The 14852-nt window shown below is 64.4% G+C and carries 12 protein-coding genes; 3 read left to right on the top strand and 9 right to left on the bottom strand.

The window, feature by feature from the left end:
* Positions 1-17 precede the first annotated feature (17 nt).
* The 6 genes from BGI01S_RS05750 to BGI01S_RS05725 form a co-directional block, all read right to left on the bottom strand.
* Entirely contained in the window at positions 18-1499 is a 1482-nt protein-coding gene (locus BGI01S_RS05750) for an NCS1 family nucleobase:cation symporter-1 (RefSeq protein ID WP_042323172.1), read from the bottom strand.
* A gap of 360 nt (positions 1500-1859) precedes the next feature.
* Entirely contained in the window at positions 1860-2597 is a 738-nt protein-coding gene (locus tag BGI01S_RS05745) for a GntR family transcriptional regulator (RefSeq protein ID WP_042323170.1), read from the bottom strand.
* Positions 2598-2945: 348 nt separating this feature from the next.
* On the bottom strand, positions 2946-3872 hold the full coding sequence (ldcA, locus tag BGI01S_RS05740) for a muramoyltetrapeptide carboxypeptidase (protein ID WP_042324438.1): 927 nt from the start codon (positions 3870-3872) through the stop codon (positions 2946-2948).
* A 27-nt stretch (positions 3873-3899) separates the two neighbouring features.
* Complete coding sequence (gene tadA, locus BGI01S_RS05735; RefSeq protein WP_157004141.1) at positions 3900-4658, bottom strand: tRNA adenosine(34) deaminase TadA; 759 nt, start codon at positions 4656-4658, stop codon at positions 3900-3902.
* Between the two features lie 20 nt (positions 4659-4678).
* Positions 4679-5080 (bottom strand): DnaJ family domain-containing protein, encoded by a 402-nt coding sequence (locus BGI01S_RS05730; protein ID WP_042323168.1) that lies wholly within the window; start codon positions 5078-5080, stop codon positions 4679-4681.
* A 673-nt stretch (positions 5081-5753) separates the two neighbouring features.
* Positions 5754-6362, bottom strand: coding sequence for a 2'-5' RNA ligase family protein (locus tag BGI01S_RS05725; protein ID WP_042323166.1), 609 nt, complete (start codon positions 6360-6362; stop codon positions 5754-5756).
* Between the two features lie 260 nt (positions 6363-6622).
* Between BGI01S_RS05725 and BGI01S_RS05720 the strand changes: the two genes are divergently transcribed.
* The gene (locus BGI01S_RS05720) at positions 6623-7834 is read left to right on the top strand and encodes a putative DNA modification/repair radical SAM protein (RefSeq protein ID WP_042323164.1); all 1212 of its coding nucleotides are present in this window, start codon (positions 6623-6625) and stop codon (positions 7832-7834) included.
* Positions 7835-7843: 9 nt separating this feature from the next.
* Positions 7844-9328 (top strand): UdgX family uracil-DNA binding protein, encoded by a 1485-nt coding sequence (locus BGI01S_RS05715; protein ID WP_042323161.1) that lies wholly within the window; start codon positions 7844-7846, stop codon positions 9326-9328.
* A gap of 82 nt (positions 9329-9410) precedes the next feature.
* Here BGI01S_RS05715 and guaA read toward each other — a convergent pair whose 3' ends face one another.
* From guaA to guaB, 3 genes are all read right to left on the bottom strand, one after another.
* Entirely contained in the window at positions 9411-10994 is a 1584-nt protein-coding gene (gene guaA, locus BGI01S_RS05710; protein WP_042323159.1) for a glutamine-hydrolyzing GMP synthase, read from the bottom strand.
* A 203-nt stretch (positions 10995-11197) separates the two neighbouring features.
* Positions 11198-11971 (bottom strand): hypothetical protein, encoded by a 774-nt coding sequence (locus tag BGI01S_RS05705; protein ID WP_042323157.1) that lies wholly within the window; start codon positions 11969-11971, stop codon positions 11198-11200.
* A gap of 5 nt (positions 11972-11976) precedes the next feature.
* On the bottom strand, positions 11977-13437 hold the full coding sequence (gene guaB / locus BGI01S_RS05700; RefSeq protein ID WP_042323155.1) for an IMP dehydrogenase: 1461 nt from the start codon (positions 13435-13437) through the stop codon (positions 11977-11979).
* A gap of 390 nt (positions 13438-13827) precedes the next feature.
* Here guaB and BGI01S_RS05695 point away from each other — a divergent pair, with 390 nt between their 5' ends.
* A complete protein-coding gene (locus BGI01S_RS05695; protein WP_042324434.1) occupies positions 13828-14805 on the top strand; it encodes a DMT family transporter in 978 nt (325 codons plus the stop codon).
* Positions 14806-14852 lie beyond the last annotated feature (47 nt).

Here is a 14852-nt window from a genome sequence, read left to right as displayed (position 1 = left end):
CTTTTTGCGGCCGGGACTCAGCGTGCGAGCACGCGATAGAACACTGCGGCGAGTCCCGCGCCGATGAACCACGAGAAATTCGCCATACCGTCGAGCGCCGGCACCATCACGCAGATCACCGCGATCAGCGCGGCCGGCAGCAACGCGGCCACGGCCCGGTAGTTGACGCCGTTGCGATACCAGTACGAGCCGGTGGGCGCCACCGTGTACAGGTCGTCCAGCACGATCTTCTGACGCTTCACCAGGTAATAGTCGACGATCAGGACACCGTACAAAGGCCCGATGAAGCTGCCGAGCACGTCGAGCGTGTAATGGATCACGGCCGGGTTGTTGAACAGGTTCCACGGCGTGATGAAGATCGACGCCACCGCCGCGAGCATCCCGCCTGCGCGCCAGCTGATCAGGCGCGGCGCGACGTTCGAAAAGTCGAAAGCCGGCGAAACGAAGTTTGCCACGATGTTGATGCCGATCGTCGCGATCGTGAAGGTCAACGCGCCGAGGATCACGGCGGTCGGATAGTCGATATGGCCGACCGTCTCGACCGGGTCCGTGATCAGCTCGCCGAACACCGGCAGCGTGGCCGCGGTGGTGATCACCGTCACCAGCGAGAACGCGAGGAAGTTGACCGGCAGGCCCCAGAAATTGCCGCGCTTCACGCTGCGAAAACTTTTGCCGTAGCGCGAGAAGTCGCCGAAATTCAACATCGGGCCGGAGAAATACGACACCACCAGCGAGGTCGCCGTGATCATCACGGGCACCACCTGCATGCCGTGATATTTGACGCCGCCCAGGTTGATGCCGATGTTGCGCCATCCCGCGCGATACACCATGTAGCCCGCCAGAATGAACATCACCACGTAGACGGCGGGACCGGCGAAGTCGATGAACTTTTTGATGGTCTCCATGCCATGCCAGAACACCAGCGCCTGCAGGACCCACAGCAGCATGAAGCCGGCCCAGCCAAGCGTCGACAGGCCCATGAAGCCGTGATGATGAACGTCGGCATAAGGCAACAGCGACGGCACGAACTTGAGCACGACGATTACCAGCGCGCTCGACGCCAGGTACGTTTGAATGCCGTACCACGCGACCGCGATCAGTCCGCGAATCACTGCGGGAATATTCGCGCCGAGCACGCCGAAGGTGGCGCGGCACGCGACCGGGTAAGGCACGCCGTTCGTCTGGCTCGGCTTGGCGATCAGGTTGCACAGCAGGTTGACGATCGTGATGCCGACCAGCAGCGCCACCAGCACCTGCCAGCTCGTCAGGCCGAGCGCGAACAGACTGCCGGCGAACACATAACCGCCGACGCTATGCACGTCCGACATCCAGAACGCGAAGATGTTGTACGCGCCCCAGGTCTGAGCGCGCAGCGGCGCGAGATCTTCGTTATAGAGCCGTTCGCTGTAGCCTGCCGGCATGGACGAATCGGCTTGCGCGCCGCCGTCTGTGTAAGTGGACATCGAGGGACTGCCGGGCGCCGCACTGAACTGAGCCATGATTCCTCCTTGAGATAGGGACCGTCGACTGCGCATCGAAGGACGTTGCACCGGCCTGCCAGTCGCGCCCTCCTCGCCCACAATCGAGCGAGGAAGCCGGCGCCAGCTGGGTGGGCCGTGCCGCGGGTGTCTCCGTACTGAAGTACTTGTGGTTATCGCATCGCCAGCCGCCGCGGATTCCCGGCGATGCGTCGCTGCTCGAAGTCGGTCGCATGGCGACGGACGTGCGTGCGCAAGCCGGCAGCGCTCGCGCCGAGCCGCCTTGCAACGCGTGATTTGGTTCAGTTCAATTCGGTGCAACGCATGCCGCCGATGGGCGCGCGCTGCTTCGCACGCTTCTGCGCGTGCTGACTGCCTGCTTCAGCCTGGCGATGAGCCGGCTCTGGACACATCCTTCGACGCCGCGCTCAGCGTGCCGAATACTTCATGCAGATCGGCCGCGCCACGTGCGGGGCGCTCCAGCATCTTCAACTCGACGCTTTGCAGATGGCGCGACATCAGTGCCGCCGCCTCTTTTGCATCGCCGGCGTCGAGCGCGGCGAGAATCGCTTCATGGTCTTCGAACGAGCAAGGGCTGCGTCCGAGCGACTCGTACAACGCGGAGATCAGCGTCGAGCGCGCGACCAGTCCGTTCAAACAATCGCACAGCACGGCGTTGCCGGTGAGTCCTGCCAGCTCGGTGTGAAACTCGCCCGACAGGCGAATCCACGCCGGAAAATCACGTGTTTCGAATGCCTTGCGTTCGCGGCCGATCATGCTGCCGATGCTCTTCAAACGCCGCAAGCCGTGACCGCTGCAAATCTTTTCAACCACCGCGAGTTCGATGATGCGGCGCATCTCGAACACCTCGTGTACTTCCTGCAGCGACGGACTCGCGACGAACGCACCGCGATTCGGTTCGAGATCGACGAGGCGGTCCGTCGCCAGTTGCGCCAGCGCCTGCCGGATCGGGCCGCGCTTCACGCCGAATACTTCGCACAACTGTGCTTCGGTCAATTTGGCGCCCGGCGCGAGCCGGTGCTCGAGGATCGCGGCGCGGATGCGCTCGGCAATCGCTTCGGGCTTCGAACTGTTCGCGGCGGCGTCTATGTCGGACATGATTTGCGTCTCGGTATAGTGGTCATCTTAGGATGGACATAAAGATTGTCAACAATTTTTATCTCGAAGATTGACAATCTGTACGCGGAGGCTGCGCTGCAAGGCAGGCCCGTGCGCCGTGGGCGCGACGGGACTTAAATATGAGTTTAATCAGGCGGCGTGGAGGCTGTCTATTGAGGGCAGTTTTTGTCAACAAAACATCGGGACCTTCACCGATCGGTCTGTTCGCGTATACAGCGAGTTGCAGACGGTTAGTTGCGTATGGATGTCAAAAATAAAGCGGGCAACCGCCCGCTCCGCTTCTTTGTCCGGTCGTTGGCTTATCCGTTCGTCCGCCTGTCCGTCAACTCAGCCCAGACACGGATAGCCCGACACGCTCAGCTTGAACCCGTGAGCGTCGGCGACGAGATGCGCGTCCGCACCCACCGGCAACGTCAGCATGTTGCGCACATGCCCGAATTGCAGACCCGTGACCACCGGAATGCCAATCGACGCCCTCACCTGCTCGATCATCGCCTGCAGGTCGTAGCCGTTGTCGTAGTCGTACGCTTTGCTGCCCGAGAAGTCGCCCAGTACGAGCGCCTGCTGCTGCGCGAGGATGCCGGACAGATGCAATTGATAAATCATCCGCTCGACCCGAAACGGCTGCTCGTTGACGTCCTCGATGAACAGGATGCCGCCTTGCACCGGCGGCATATACGGCGTGCCGATCAGCGACGTCAGCACCGCCAGATTGCCGCCCCACAACATGCCGGACACGTCGACCGGTTGCGCTTGCGGCGTGTTGCCCGCCACCGTCATGGTCGGCTGGGTCAACGCCGACCAGAAGTGGTGCATCGTGAAGTCGCTGAGATCCTCCGCACCGAAGTCGCTCATCAGCATCGGGCCGCCGAACGTTTTCAGTCCGGCGCGCGCGAGCAGCGCGAGCTGGATCGCGGTGAAGTCGCTATGGCCGACCAGCGCGACAGGCTGATCGGTCAGCCGCCGCTGCAGCCCTTCGTAGTCGAGTCCGTGCAGGATGCGCACCGCGCCGTAACCGCCGCGCACGGCCAGCACCACGTCGGGCAACTCGCGCGACGGATCGGCGAGCCGGTTCAAATCGGCCGCGCGCTCGCCGTCGGTGCCGGCAAAGCGCTGATAGCGGCGCTTCGTGGCCTCCTCGCCGTCGACGCGATGCCCCTGCGCACGCAGACGATGCAGCGCGCGATGCAGCACCTCGGGGTCATGCGGATATCCAGACGGCGCGATCAGTTCGATGGTGCGATGGACGGTCATGGGCAAGACCTGCTGGACGTGGTTGTTTTAGAGCGGCTCGGTGGGAGCCGGCGCGCCGCCCGCCTGGGCATCCGCGGCGGCATCCTCTTCGCCACGCGCCGCCGCGCGCGCTGCGCGGCTCGCGCGGCGGCGTTCGGCAAAAAACGATTTGAGCGCGGCGCCGCATTCGGCTTCGAGCAGGCCGCCGCTCACCGCAGTGTGATGGTTCAACTGCGGATTCGCGAATGCATCGACGACGCTGCCGCACGCGCCGGTCTTCGGATCGCGTGCGCCGAACACGACTCGCGCAATGCGCGCGTGCATGATCGCGCCCGCGCACATCAGGCACGGCTCGAGCGTCACGTAGAGTTCGCAGCCCGGCAGACGGTAGTTCTCGACGGCCTGTGCGGCGGTGCGCAGCGCGACCATTTCCGCATGTGCCGACGGATCATGCGCGCCGATCGGGTGATTGAAACCCCGGGCGATGACTTCGTCGCCCCGCACGAGCACCGCGCCGACCGGTACTTCGCCGGCCGCGCGCGCTTCTTCGGCAGCAGCCTGGGCCAGCGCCATGAAACGGCGGTCGCGCTCGGAAAAGATGGGAAACTCGGGGGAATCGACCTGCGTGGAAGCGGCTATCGCGGTGGCAGAGGATGTGCCACCGGCGCCCACCGGTTGATCGGCTTCGCCGCCAGGGGATTCGAGTGCGGCAGGCGCAACCGCCGCGTCGTGCGCCGCATCGGAGTCACGGGACGCCGCCTCTGACGCGGCTGCGCTCACGGGCAAGACAACCGGCGCGTCCGGCATGACAGGGACGAACGGCTCGCTCACTGCGAACCCGCTTCTGCCGTATTGAGATTGCCGACGCGCTCCGACAGCCGCTCGGCGATTCGCCGGCAATATTCGCGCGGCAGGACTAGCGGGCCGCCGCGCAGCGATTCGAGTGCCATATCGAGCGCCAGCATGCGCGCCTGAAGACGGCAACGGGTAGCTTGGTCGCTCACGGCATTCAGCTCCGTTTGCAGGTCGCGCAACGCGCGCAACTGCTCGACAGCGGGCGGCACGAAGCCCGCGTTCTTCAGGATCCGGTTGGCGACGCGCACTTCTTCTGGGACCAGTGCATCGTAGTCCAAGGGCAGCGGCGCGCCCGCGCCCGGCAAGTCGTCGAATTCGCCACGCGCGGCGGCGGCGGCAATACGCTGTTCGACAAGAGCATCAAGCAATTTCATCAGCAGTCCACTACGTTGCGGCCCAAGCATTCTATCAGGGAGCGCCCGGCCGTTATGCCCGTACATCGGACAAAACGCGCCGCTTTGCAGATATTGCGTATTTCACGAGTGCATAGAGGTGGATTAGAGTGAAAGTCCCGCCTGGACGACCTTTTGCGTGAGCGGCTCGACCGGTGAGGGGCCTTCCCGTAGAGACGCCGATTGCGCCCCTGCTTCCTGCCTCCCGAGTCGCCATCGTTATGCCATCCACCACGCTCGATCAACATACTCGTCACCCGCTCGCGACGTCCGTTGGAAGCCTTTGTTCGCAACGGACCACGCACGCTGCCACGCAATCGGCTCGATCTGCGCGATCCGGCAAGCGCGCATTTCGCCTTTCCCGTCCATGTCTGCGCGCAACGCTCGCGGCGTTGGCAATATCGATGGCGCTGCCTGGCTGCGGCGTGTTCTGTGGCGGAGCAGGCGGCAGCGGTGGCGGATTCGTCGGCGGTTGCGCGACTGGCATCCGATTTTGATGCGTATGCGCCCGGAGTCGTGCCTGGACTGGCTCCTGATCGGCCGAAGGCGCGAATGCACACAGCGGCACCGTCATAGCCACGGATGTGGATGCTGCGCAGACGTTGGAGCCACATCGCACGCAATACTTCGCGCGCCGAACACCGAACGCCAGAGACTATGATTCGCTACTCGCCAGCGGCCAACGCGCCAGCGCAACATGCCGGGTACGCCCAAGCAAGCTATGTATCAACGCAAATTCGCGCACGTTCCAGCACGCCGGTTCTGTGGGGATCGGACGCGTGACGGCCCACGGCATGCCATACGCGAGCGTGACATGCGGCTCATACGACGCGGTCGAAACCGCACGATCCCCAAAACTCGCGTGCTCCAACGCATCCAGCAGCGCATCGCGAAGCGCGTGAAGGCCCACGACACCCTCGCCGCCGGTCAACACCAGCGGCCCCGGCCGTGGTTTCGTGGCGAAACTGGAGACCGCGCCAAATTCGGCCGTAAAGGGCGCCATTTTGATCGACGCGGCGGCTCGCATTGCGGCGTCGACCTTATCGGCAGGCAGCCCGCCCGCGAAATTCCCGAGATGCAGCAACGTGACGTGCAGCCGCCCGGCCGCGAGCGGCTTGCTGCGCACGCGCGCCTCGGCGCAAAGTTGTTGCCCGAGCTTCGCCATGGAGGCCGCCGTATTGGCGTCGGGAAATATGGCGAAAAACAGACCGTCTGTCGGCGTCGGCGGCGCTTCGAGCCCCGGCAGCCAGAGTTGTTCAGGCATGTCGATCCTGACCGGATAAAGCCGGCATAAGAATGAATCTCCGTTCATGTTGCGGGCTCGCCCGCGCGGCCGATCGTTCAGACGATCCGATGGGCCTCGACGCGCACCCCTGCTTTTCCCGCCATTCGCACGCAGTCACTCACGTACGCATAATCACGCGCCTTGCCCAAAATCAAACACCCCGTCGCCTCGGAAAATTCGCTTGCACTAGCGTCCCGCCCACGTACAATACTGTACATTCATACAGTAGTGACGGCAACGTGGAACTGCTCAAAAAGCTCGAAGTATTGGCCGACGCAGCAAAATACGATGCGTCCTGCGCGAGCAGCGGCGCGCCCAAACGCGGCTCGCGGGGTATCGTCGGGCTGGGCGCAAGCACCGGTGCGGGTATTTGCCATAGCTTCACGCCGGACGGGCGCTGCGTATCGTTGCTGAAAATACTGCTCACCAATTTCTGCTTGTACGACTGCCAGTATTGCGTCAATCGTCGTTCGAGCAACGTGCCGCGTGCCCGCTTTACACCTGAAGAGGTCGTCGAACTCACGCTGGACTTCTACCGGCGCAATTACATCGACGGGCTGTTTTTGAGTTCCGGCATCATCCAGTCGACGAACTACACGATGGAGCAACTGGTGCAGGTCGCGCAGTCGTTGCGCGAAGATCACCAGTTTCGTGGCTATCTTCATCTGAAGACCATTCCGGACGCCGATCCGCAACTCATTGCGCAAGCCGGGCGCTACGCGGATCGACTGAGCGTGAATATCGAACTGCCAACCGACGGCAGCCTTGCACGGCTCGCGCCAGAGAAGAACGTCCACACCATCAAGCTCGCGATGGGCTCGATCCGGCTCGCGCAGGAAGAGGCGCAAAGCGACGCGAAGGCGCCGGGCTTCGCGCCCGCCGGGCAGAGCACGCAGATGATCGTCGGCGCCGACCAGACCAACGACAGCACGATCCTCCGGACCGCCGAAACGCTGTATGGGTCTTACAAGCTCAAACGTGTGTATTACTCGGCCTTCAGCCCGATTCCCGACAGCCCTTCCGCGCTGCCGGCCGAGGCGCCTCCGTTGCTGCGCGAACATCGGCTGTATCAGGCCGATTTTCTGTTGCGAAGCTACGGCTTCAACGCGGACGAACTGTTCGAACAACCAGGCAATCTGTCGCTGGAAATCGATCCGAAGCTCGCATGGGCATTGGCGCATCGCGAGCAGTTTCCGGTGGATCTGAACCGCGCGCCGTTGCGCATGATTGCGCGGGTGCCGGGCATCGGCCTGCGCAATGCGAAACGGCTGGTCGAGTTGCGGCGCTCGCGGCGCGTGCGTTACGAAGATCTCGTGCGGCTGCGCTGTCCGCTGGACAAGATCAAGCCGTTTGTCGTCACACAAGACTATCGCGCGGCCATGCAGGATGCGTCGTCGGCGCGGTTGCGGCGCGAGTTGACGCCCGCGCCGGTGCAACTGACCCTGCTGTAAAGCGTCCCGATGCGTGCGATCGTTATCGAAGACCATTTCGCCGCATGGCGCGCGGCCGCCCTCGGTGCGCTGGCCGAAGACCTCGCGCCGGAAACGATCGACTGGCGCGTGACCGGGCCGCCAGGGTTGCAGCAGGAGCAGGCACTGTTCGACTATGACGCAACAGCGAGCGCCGCGGCCACGGTGCTACCGGAGCCCACGGCTGCGACTGTCCATGTATCGAAGGAACTGGCCGCGCTGTTGCAGGACGCCGCGTTGTATCGCGAGCCGCAGCGCTGGGCTTTTCTGTACAAGGTGCTGTGGCGTTGGCAACAAGGCGATCGCGCGGCTGCATCGCCGGCCGATGCGGATGGCGCGCAGCTTTATCGGATGGCCAGAAGCGTGCGTCGCGCGAAGCACGACATGATCGCGTATGTCCGGTTTCGCAAAGCGGCGTCGGCGGCTCGAACGCCGCCCGAATACATCGCGTGGTACGAACCCGAGCATGATGTGCTCGCGTGGGCGGCCGAGCACTTTGCGCAGCGCATGGGCCGCTCGTCGTGGCTGATCGCGACGCCCCGCGGAGCCGCGTTCTGGGACGGCCGCGCGCTGCATCTGGATCAACGGCGCGCGCTGCCCGGCGAGCACCGTTGCGATACCGCGGACGAAGCCGAGACGCTCTGGCTTGCTTATTACCGCAGCACGTTCAACCCTGCGCGACTCAACGAAGCGGCGCTCGAACAGCACATGCCGGTGCGTTTCTGGAAGGGATTGCCGGAAGGCTCGCTGATCCCCGGGATGATCAGCGAGGCTAAAAGCGGTGCGCGCCGTATTGCGCAGGCGAGCGGGGTCGGCGCGCTCGGCGGCAAGTCGATTCCGATCGAAGCGGAAAACGCGCAACCCGTTCGCGAGGAAGCTTCATCGCTCGATAGCTGCCGGCGGTGCGAATTGTGGCGCAACGCGACGCAGGCCGTGCCCGGAGCGGGACCGCCCAATGCGCGCATCATGCTGATCGGCGAACAGCCCGGCGATCACGAAGACCTGAGCGGCCAACCCTTCGTCGGACCGGCCGGGCAACTGCTGGAGCTCGCGATGACTCGCGCGGGCCTCGCGCGTGAGCAGGTTTATCTCACCAACGCGGTCAAGCACTTCAAGTGGGAGCCGCGCGGCAAGCGCAGGCTGCACAAGACGCCGGCACAACGCGAGGTTCAAGCGTGTTCCTACTGGCTCGAACGGGAACTGGAACGCGTACGGCCGACGGTGATCGTCACGCTGGGCGCAACGGCGCTCGCCGCACTGCTGCGCGAGAAAGCCAACCTGCGAGACTATTTCGATGCGCCGTTCGAGCTGGATAGCGGCTGGGGTATCGCGACCTATCATCCTTCGTTCGCGCTGCGGCAACAGGATGACGCGGCCCGCGACAAGGTGCTGGCGGCCATCAGCGACGCGCTCGGCCGCGCGCGTGAGTTGGCCGAATCGGTTGATCGCGCGCGCAGCCGTCGAACCGGAGCTTAAGCGCAGAAAGAAATCGAAACCCCGATAGTCAATAAAAAAGGGCGCCGCAGCGCCCCTCCTTCATGCCGTTAAACCGGCCCGGTTATTCCCACTCGATCGTCGCCGGCGGCTTACCCGAGATGTCGTACACCACCCGGTTGATCCCGCGCACTTCGTTGATGATCCGGTTCGACACATGCCCCAGCAGTTCATGCGGCAGATGCGCCCAATGCGCGGTCATGAAGTCCAGCGTCTGCACCGCGCGCAGCGCGACGACGTACTCGTAAGTCCGGCCGTCGCCCATCACGCCGACGCTCTTCACCGGCAGAAACACCGCGAACGCCTGGCTCGTCAGGTCGTACCACGACTTGCCGGTTTCCTTGTCGATGAACGTACGCAGCGTCTCGATGAAAATCGCGTCCGCGCGGCGCAGCAGGTCCGCGAAATCGCGTCGCACTTCGCCGAGAATCCGCACGCCCAGACCCGGGCCCGGGAACGGGTGGCGATACACCATCGCCGGCGGCAAACCGAGCTTCACGCCGAGTTCGCGCACTTCGTCCTTGAACAATTCGCGCAGCGGTTCGAGCAGCTTCAGATTCAGCGTCTCCGGCAACCCGCCCACGTTGTGGTGGCTCTTGATGGTCTGCGCGCCCTTCTTGCCCTTGCCGGCCGATTCGATCACGTCCGGATAGATCGTGCCCTGCGCCAGCCACTTCGCGTCGGTCAGCTTGCCGGCTTCGGTCTGGAACACCTCGACGAACTCCGCGCCGATGATCTTGCGCTTCGCTTCCGGATCGGTCACGCCGGCCAGCTTGCGCAGGAACACATCGCTTGCGTCGACGTGAATCACCTTCACGCCGAGGTGATCGGCGAAAGTCGCCATCACCTGCTCGGCTTCGTTCAGGCGCAGCAAGCCATGGTCGACGAACACGCAAGTGAGTTGATCGCCGATCGCACGATGCAGCAACGCCGCCGCCACCGACGAATCCACGCCGCCCGACAGCCCCAGAATCACATGCTCGTTGCCCACCTGCTCGCGGATCTTCGCGACGGCTTCGTCGATGTAGTTGCCCATTTCCCAGTCGGCCCGCGCGCCGCAGATCTGCAGCACGAAGCGTTCGAGCATCGCGCGGCCCTGCACGGTGTGCGTGACTTCCGGGTGCCATTGCAGGCCGTAGAAGCGGCGCTGTTCATCGGCCATCGCCGCGATCGGGCAGGATTCCGTCGACGCCATCAGCGCGAAGCCCGGCGGCATTTCCAGCACCTTGTCGCCGTGGCTCATCCACACCTTCAGCATGCCGTGACCTTCCGGCGTGGTGAAGTCGCTGATGCCTTCGAGCAGGCTCGTATGATTGCGCGCGCGCACTTCGGCATAACCGAATTCGCGCAGATGGCCGATGTCGACCTTGCCGCCCAGCTGCTCGGCCATCGCCTGCATGCCGTAGCAGATGCCGAGCACCGGCACGCCGAGTTCGAACACCGCTTGCGGCACCCGCGGCGTATCCGTTTCGGTGACCGAGCTCGGACCGCCGGAGAGGATCACGCCCTTCGGCGCGAAGTCGCGAATGAACGACGCATCGACGTCGTACGGATGAATTTCCGAGTACACGTTGGCTTCGCGAACGCGACGTGCAATCAGTTGGGTGACTTGCGAACCGAAGTCGAGGATCAGGATCTTGTCATGCATGGCAGCGGACGGAGTCAAAAGTGAGCAAATACGGAATGCCGCGCACGAAGCGCGGCGTTGAATTCAAAGCGATCCACGGGGGAACGATCGAGCATGAAACGTGACGATGAAGCGTACTGGCGCAGCCATCTGCCTGCGGTGCGCGCGAACGGAGGCGCGAACGGAATCCGGTAGCTTCGGCGGACGGCGTGGCGCGCAGCGCGTCAGCCATGAAGCGGCGGCCGGGGCGCACCGGACGCGTCGGCGGTGGCGTTGCGGGTTTCGTCGCGCGCGGCCCGGGCTGCGCGCTCTGCATCCGTCAGACCGGCTTCGTCGACGACCGGATGCACCGGCGTTGCCGAAACGGAACTCACAGGATGCACCGGGCTGGCGGGATTGACAGGCCGGGTCGCCGGCACTACAGGTTCGACAACCGGCTCCGCCCGATAGACCGGAAAGCCCGCTGTGACGCGCGGCTCGCGGGCGGCTTCACGCTCGAGCTCGCGACGCTTTTCCGCTTCTTTCGCGGCCTCGGCCTCGGCTGCTTTGGCCGCGCGCTTTTCAGCACGGCTGGAAGCGCTTTTGACCACGACGCCCTTTTCGCGCCGCCGCACCGCACCCGACAAACGCACTCCGCCGAGACCGACCACCACCAGCGCCACTCCAGCCAGCACGGCGACGATCTGCCCGAACGTGGTGAGCGCCGGTGTATGCAGACCGAGCAGCCAGATCAGCATCAGCACGCCGGTCAGCCAGTTCACGTGACCGACGACCTTGGCGACCGCCGAGGTCAGCGCCCCGTCGAACGACGCGTGCAAGGCCAGCCACGCGAGTCCGATCAGCGCCACGCCAAACCCCTGGCCGACCAGAGCCGGCTGGGTCTGCACCAACTGCAGCGCGTCGTACAACGAAGTCCAGGGCGTCAGCAGAAACAACAGGCCGAACGCAAGCAACAACAAGGCATCGAGGATGAGTACAACGCGCAGCAGTGGCTTCATTGCGTTTAGTCCACGTGGTAGTTGGGCGCTTCCTTGGTGATCTGCACGTCATGCACGTGCGACTCGCGCAGGCCCGCGCCGGTGATCTGCACGAACTCGGCCTTGTCGTTCATCTCCGCGATCGTGCGGCAGCCGCAGTAACCCATGCTCGCGCGCACGCCGCCGATCAACTGGAACAGGATCGCGTTGACCGAGCCCTTGTACGCGACGCGGCCTTCGATACCTTCCGGCACCAGCTTGTCGATGTTCGCGGAGTTGTCCTGGAAGTAGCGGTCCGCCGCGCCGTCCTTCATCGCGCCGACCGAACCCATGCCGCGGTACGACTTGTACTGACGGCCCTGATACAGGAACACGTCGCCCGGCGCTTCTTCGGTGCCGGCGAACATGCTGCCCATCATCACGGCGTTTGCGCCCGCTGCCAACGCCTTGCTGACGTCGCCCGAGAAGCGCACGCCGCCGTCGGCGATGACCGGCACGCCTGTGCCCTTCAGTGCTTCCGAGACGTTGGAGATCGCGGTGACTTGCGGCACGCCGACGCCGGCGACGATCCGCGTCGTGCAGATCGAGCCCGGGCCGATACCGACCTTCACGCCGTCCGCGCCGTACTCGACGAGCGCTTTGGCGGCCGCCGCGGTGGCGATGTTGCCGCCGATCACTTCGACGTGCGGGAAGTTCTGCTTGACCCACTTGACGCGCTCGAGCACGCCCTTGCTGTGACCGTGCGCGGTATCGACGACGATCACGTCGACGCCCGCCTGCACCAGCAGTTCGACGCGCTCTTCGTTGTCCGCGCCGACGCCGACTGCCGCGCCTGCGCGCAGCTTGCCGTGCTCGTCTTTACAGGCGTCCGGGTGTTCGGTCTGCTTGGTGATGTCCTTGACGGTCATCAGGCCGCGCAGTTCGAATGCGTCGTTGATCACCAGCACGCGCTCCAGGCGGTGGCTGTGCATCAGCGCCTTCGCTTCGGCGAGCGGCGTGCCTTCCTTGACGGTGACGAGGCGCTCGCGCGGCGTCATGATGGCGCGCACCGGCTCGTCCAGACGCTCTTCGAAGCGCAGGTCGCGGTTCGTGACGATGCCGATCAGTTGCGCACCTTCGACGACCGGGAAGCCCGAAATGCCATGTTGCTGCGACAGCGCGATCACGTCGCGCACTTTCATCTGCGGCGGCACCGTGATCGGATCGCGCACGACGCCAGACTCGAAACGCTTGACCTTGGCGACTTCACGCGCCTGCTCGGCCGGCGTGAGGTTCTTGTGGATGATGCCCACGCCACCCATTTGCGCCATCGCAATGGCGAGGCGTGCTTCGGTGACGGTGTCCATGGCGGCGGACACGAGCGGCATATTCAGGGAAATGTTGCGGGTCAGCCGGGTCTTGAGGCTGGTGTCGCGCGGCAGAACATCGGAGAAAGCCGGGACGAGGAGCACGTCATCAAACGTGAGTGCTGTTTGGATCAGACGCATGGCAAATCCTATAGGCGCAAAAGCGAATTATACGCGATACCTCCCCGGTTTTCACTGCGCGAACAGCAGCTTAGCGAATTTCAGGCGATTTTTTTCGTGACTTTGGGCGCTTCGATTTCGCTTATCGGTTCGGCTCGGGTTCGATCGGGTTTCGTTTGCGCGTTCGGGGGCAACCGCACGCCGCCGCGTCTTGCCGGCCGTGATTCAGCCACGCGCGACGCGACGGCGGCCGGTGTCGCGCGGCCCGCGCAAACCCCGCGGCGCCGTGGAAGACGGCGAACCGAAAGGAAGAAAGCGCGGAAAGTTGCCCGAATGCAGAATCGAACAAGACGCGCGCCCCACCGAACGGCTATCCTGCGCACCATTCCAGTTTTCTTGCAGGGGCAGTCGATGCAGCGCGGTGTGGCATATGGAGTAATGGCCGGGGCTTTATGGGGTATGGTTTTTCTGGTGCCGCGCGTGCTGCCCGACTTCTCGCCGCTGCTGCTCAGCGCGGGCCGCTACACGATGTACGGCATCGTCTCGCTGGCCGCCGCGTTGCCGATGGCCCGCTCGCTCGTCAAGCGGCTGACCCGCGAAGATCTCGGCGCGCTGGTGAAACTGGCGCTGGCCGGCAATCTCATCTACTACCTGCTGCTGACGGCGGCCGTGCATCTGATCGGCATTGCACCGGCGTCGCTGATCGTCGGCGTGCTGCCGGTCACGGTCACGCTGCTCGGCCGGCGCGATCACGGCGCGGTGCCGCTCGCCCGCCTCGCATGGCCGCTCGCGGTGGTGATGGCGGGCATCGTCTGCATCAATATCGATGTGTTCACGGTGGCCGGCAGTACGCCAGTGAGCGTCGCCACCAAGCTGCTCGGGGTCGGCTGCGCGGTCGGCGCGCTCGTTTGCTGGACGTGGTTCGCGGTCGAAAACGCGCGCTACCTGCAGCGCCAGACGCATTTCAGCGGCAATGAATGGTCCGTGCTGTGGGGCGTGGTGACGGGCGCGCTCGGCGCGGCGTTGTGGCTCGTGATCGCGGTGCTGCCGTCGGGCGGCCCGCAAGGCGAGCTGGCCGATGCGCGTTGGCACACGTTCTGGATGCTGAACCTCGGCCTCGCGATCGGCGCGTCCTGGCTCGGCAACGGGCTGTGGAATGCCGCTTCGAAGCGGCTGCCGCTGACGCTGTCCGGCCAGATGATCGTGTTCGAGACGCTCTTCGCGCTGCTCTATGCGTTCATCTACGACCAGCGCCTGCCGCGTCCGCTGGAACTGGCGGCGATCCTGCTGCTGGTGGCAGGGGTCTGCTGGTCGGTGCGCCAGCATGCGGACGATGACTCGTCGGCGGTTGCGCCGATCAAGGAGAAGGCGCAGGTTTCAACGCCTTGAGGCCGGCGCGGGCTGACGGCGTGGCACGACTTGCTGCCTGACTTTGC

This window comes from Paraburkholderia ginsengisoli NBRC 100965, assembly GCF_000739735.1.
Taxonomy (GTDB): Bacteria; Pseudomonadota; Gammaproteobacteria; order Burkholderiales; family Burkholderiaceae; genus Paraburkholderia; species Paraburkholderia ginsengisoli.
Note: the sequence above shows the minus strand (reverse complement) of the source record. Positions and strands in the feature narration are given on the sequence as shown.

Coding starts and splice junctions, on each gene's coding strand:
- BGI01S_RS05750 (WP_042323172.1), bottom strand. CDS start 1,499: ATGGCTCAGTTCAGTGCGGCGCCCGGCAGTCCCTCGATGTCCACTTAC.
- BGI01S_RS05745 (WP_042323170.1), bottom strand. CDS start 2,597: ATGTCCGACATAGACGCCGCCGCGAACAGTTCGAAGCCCGAAGCGATT.
- ldcA (WP_042324438.1), bottom strand. CDS start 3,872: ATGACCGTCCATCGCACCATCGAACTGATCGCGCCGTCTGGATATCCG.
- tadA (WP_157004141.1), bottom strand. CDS start 4,658: ATGCCGGACGCGCCGGTTGTCTTGCCCGTGAGCGCAGCCGCGTCAGAG.
- BGI01S_RS05730 (WP_042323168.1), bottom strand. CDS start 5,080: ATGAAATTGCTTGATGCTCTTGTCGAACAGCGTATTGCCGCCGCCGCC.
- BGI01S_RS05725 (WP_042323166.1), bottom strand. CDS start 6,362: ATGCCTGAACAACTCTGGCTGCCGGGGCTCGAAGCGCCGCCGACGCCG.
- BGI01S_RS05715 (WP_042323161.1), top strand. CDS start 7,844: ATGCGTGCGATCGTTATCGAAGACCATTTCGCCGCATGGCGCGCGGCC.
- guaA (WP_042323159.1), bottom strand. CDS start 10,994: ATGCATGACAAGATCCTGATCCTCGACTTCGGTTCGCAAGTCACCCAA.
- BGI01S_RS05705 (WP_042323157.1), bottom strand. CDS start 11,971: ATGAAGCCACTGCTGCGCGTTGTACTCATCCTCGATGCCTTGTTGTTG.
- guaB (WP_042323155.1), bottom strand. CDS start 13,437: ATGCGTCTGATCCAAACAGCACTCACGTTTGATGACGTGCTCCTCGTC.
- BGI01S_RS05695 (WP_042324434.1), top strand. CDS start 13,828: ATGCAGCGCGGTGTGGCATATGGAGTAATGGCCGGGGCTTTATGGGGT.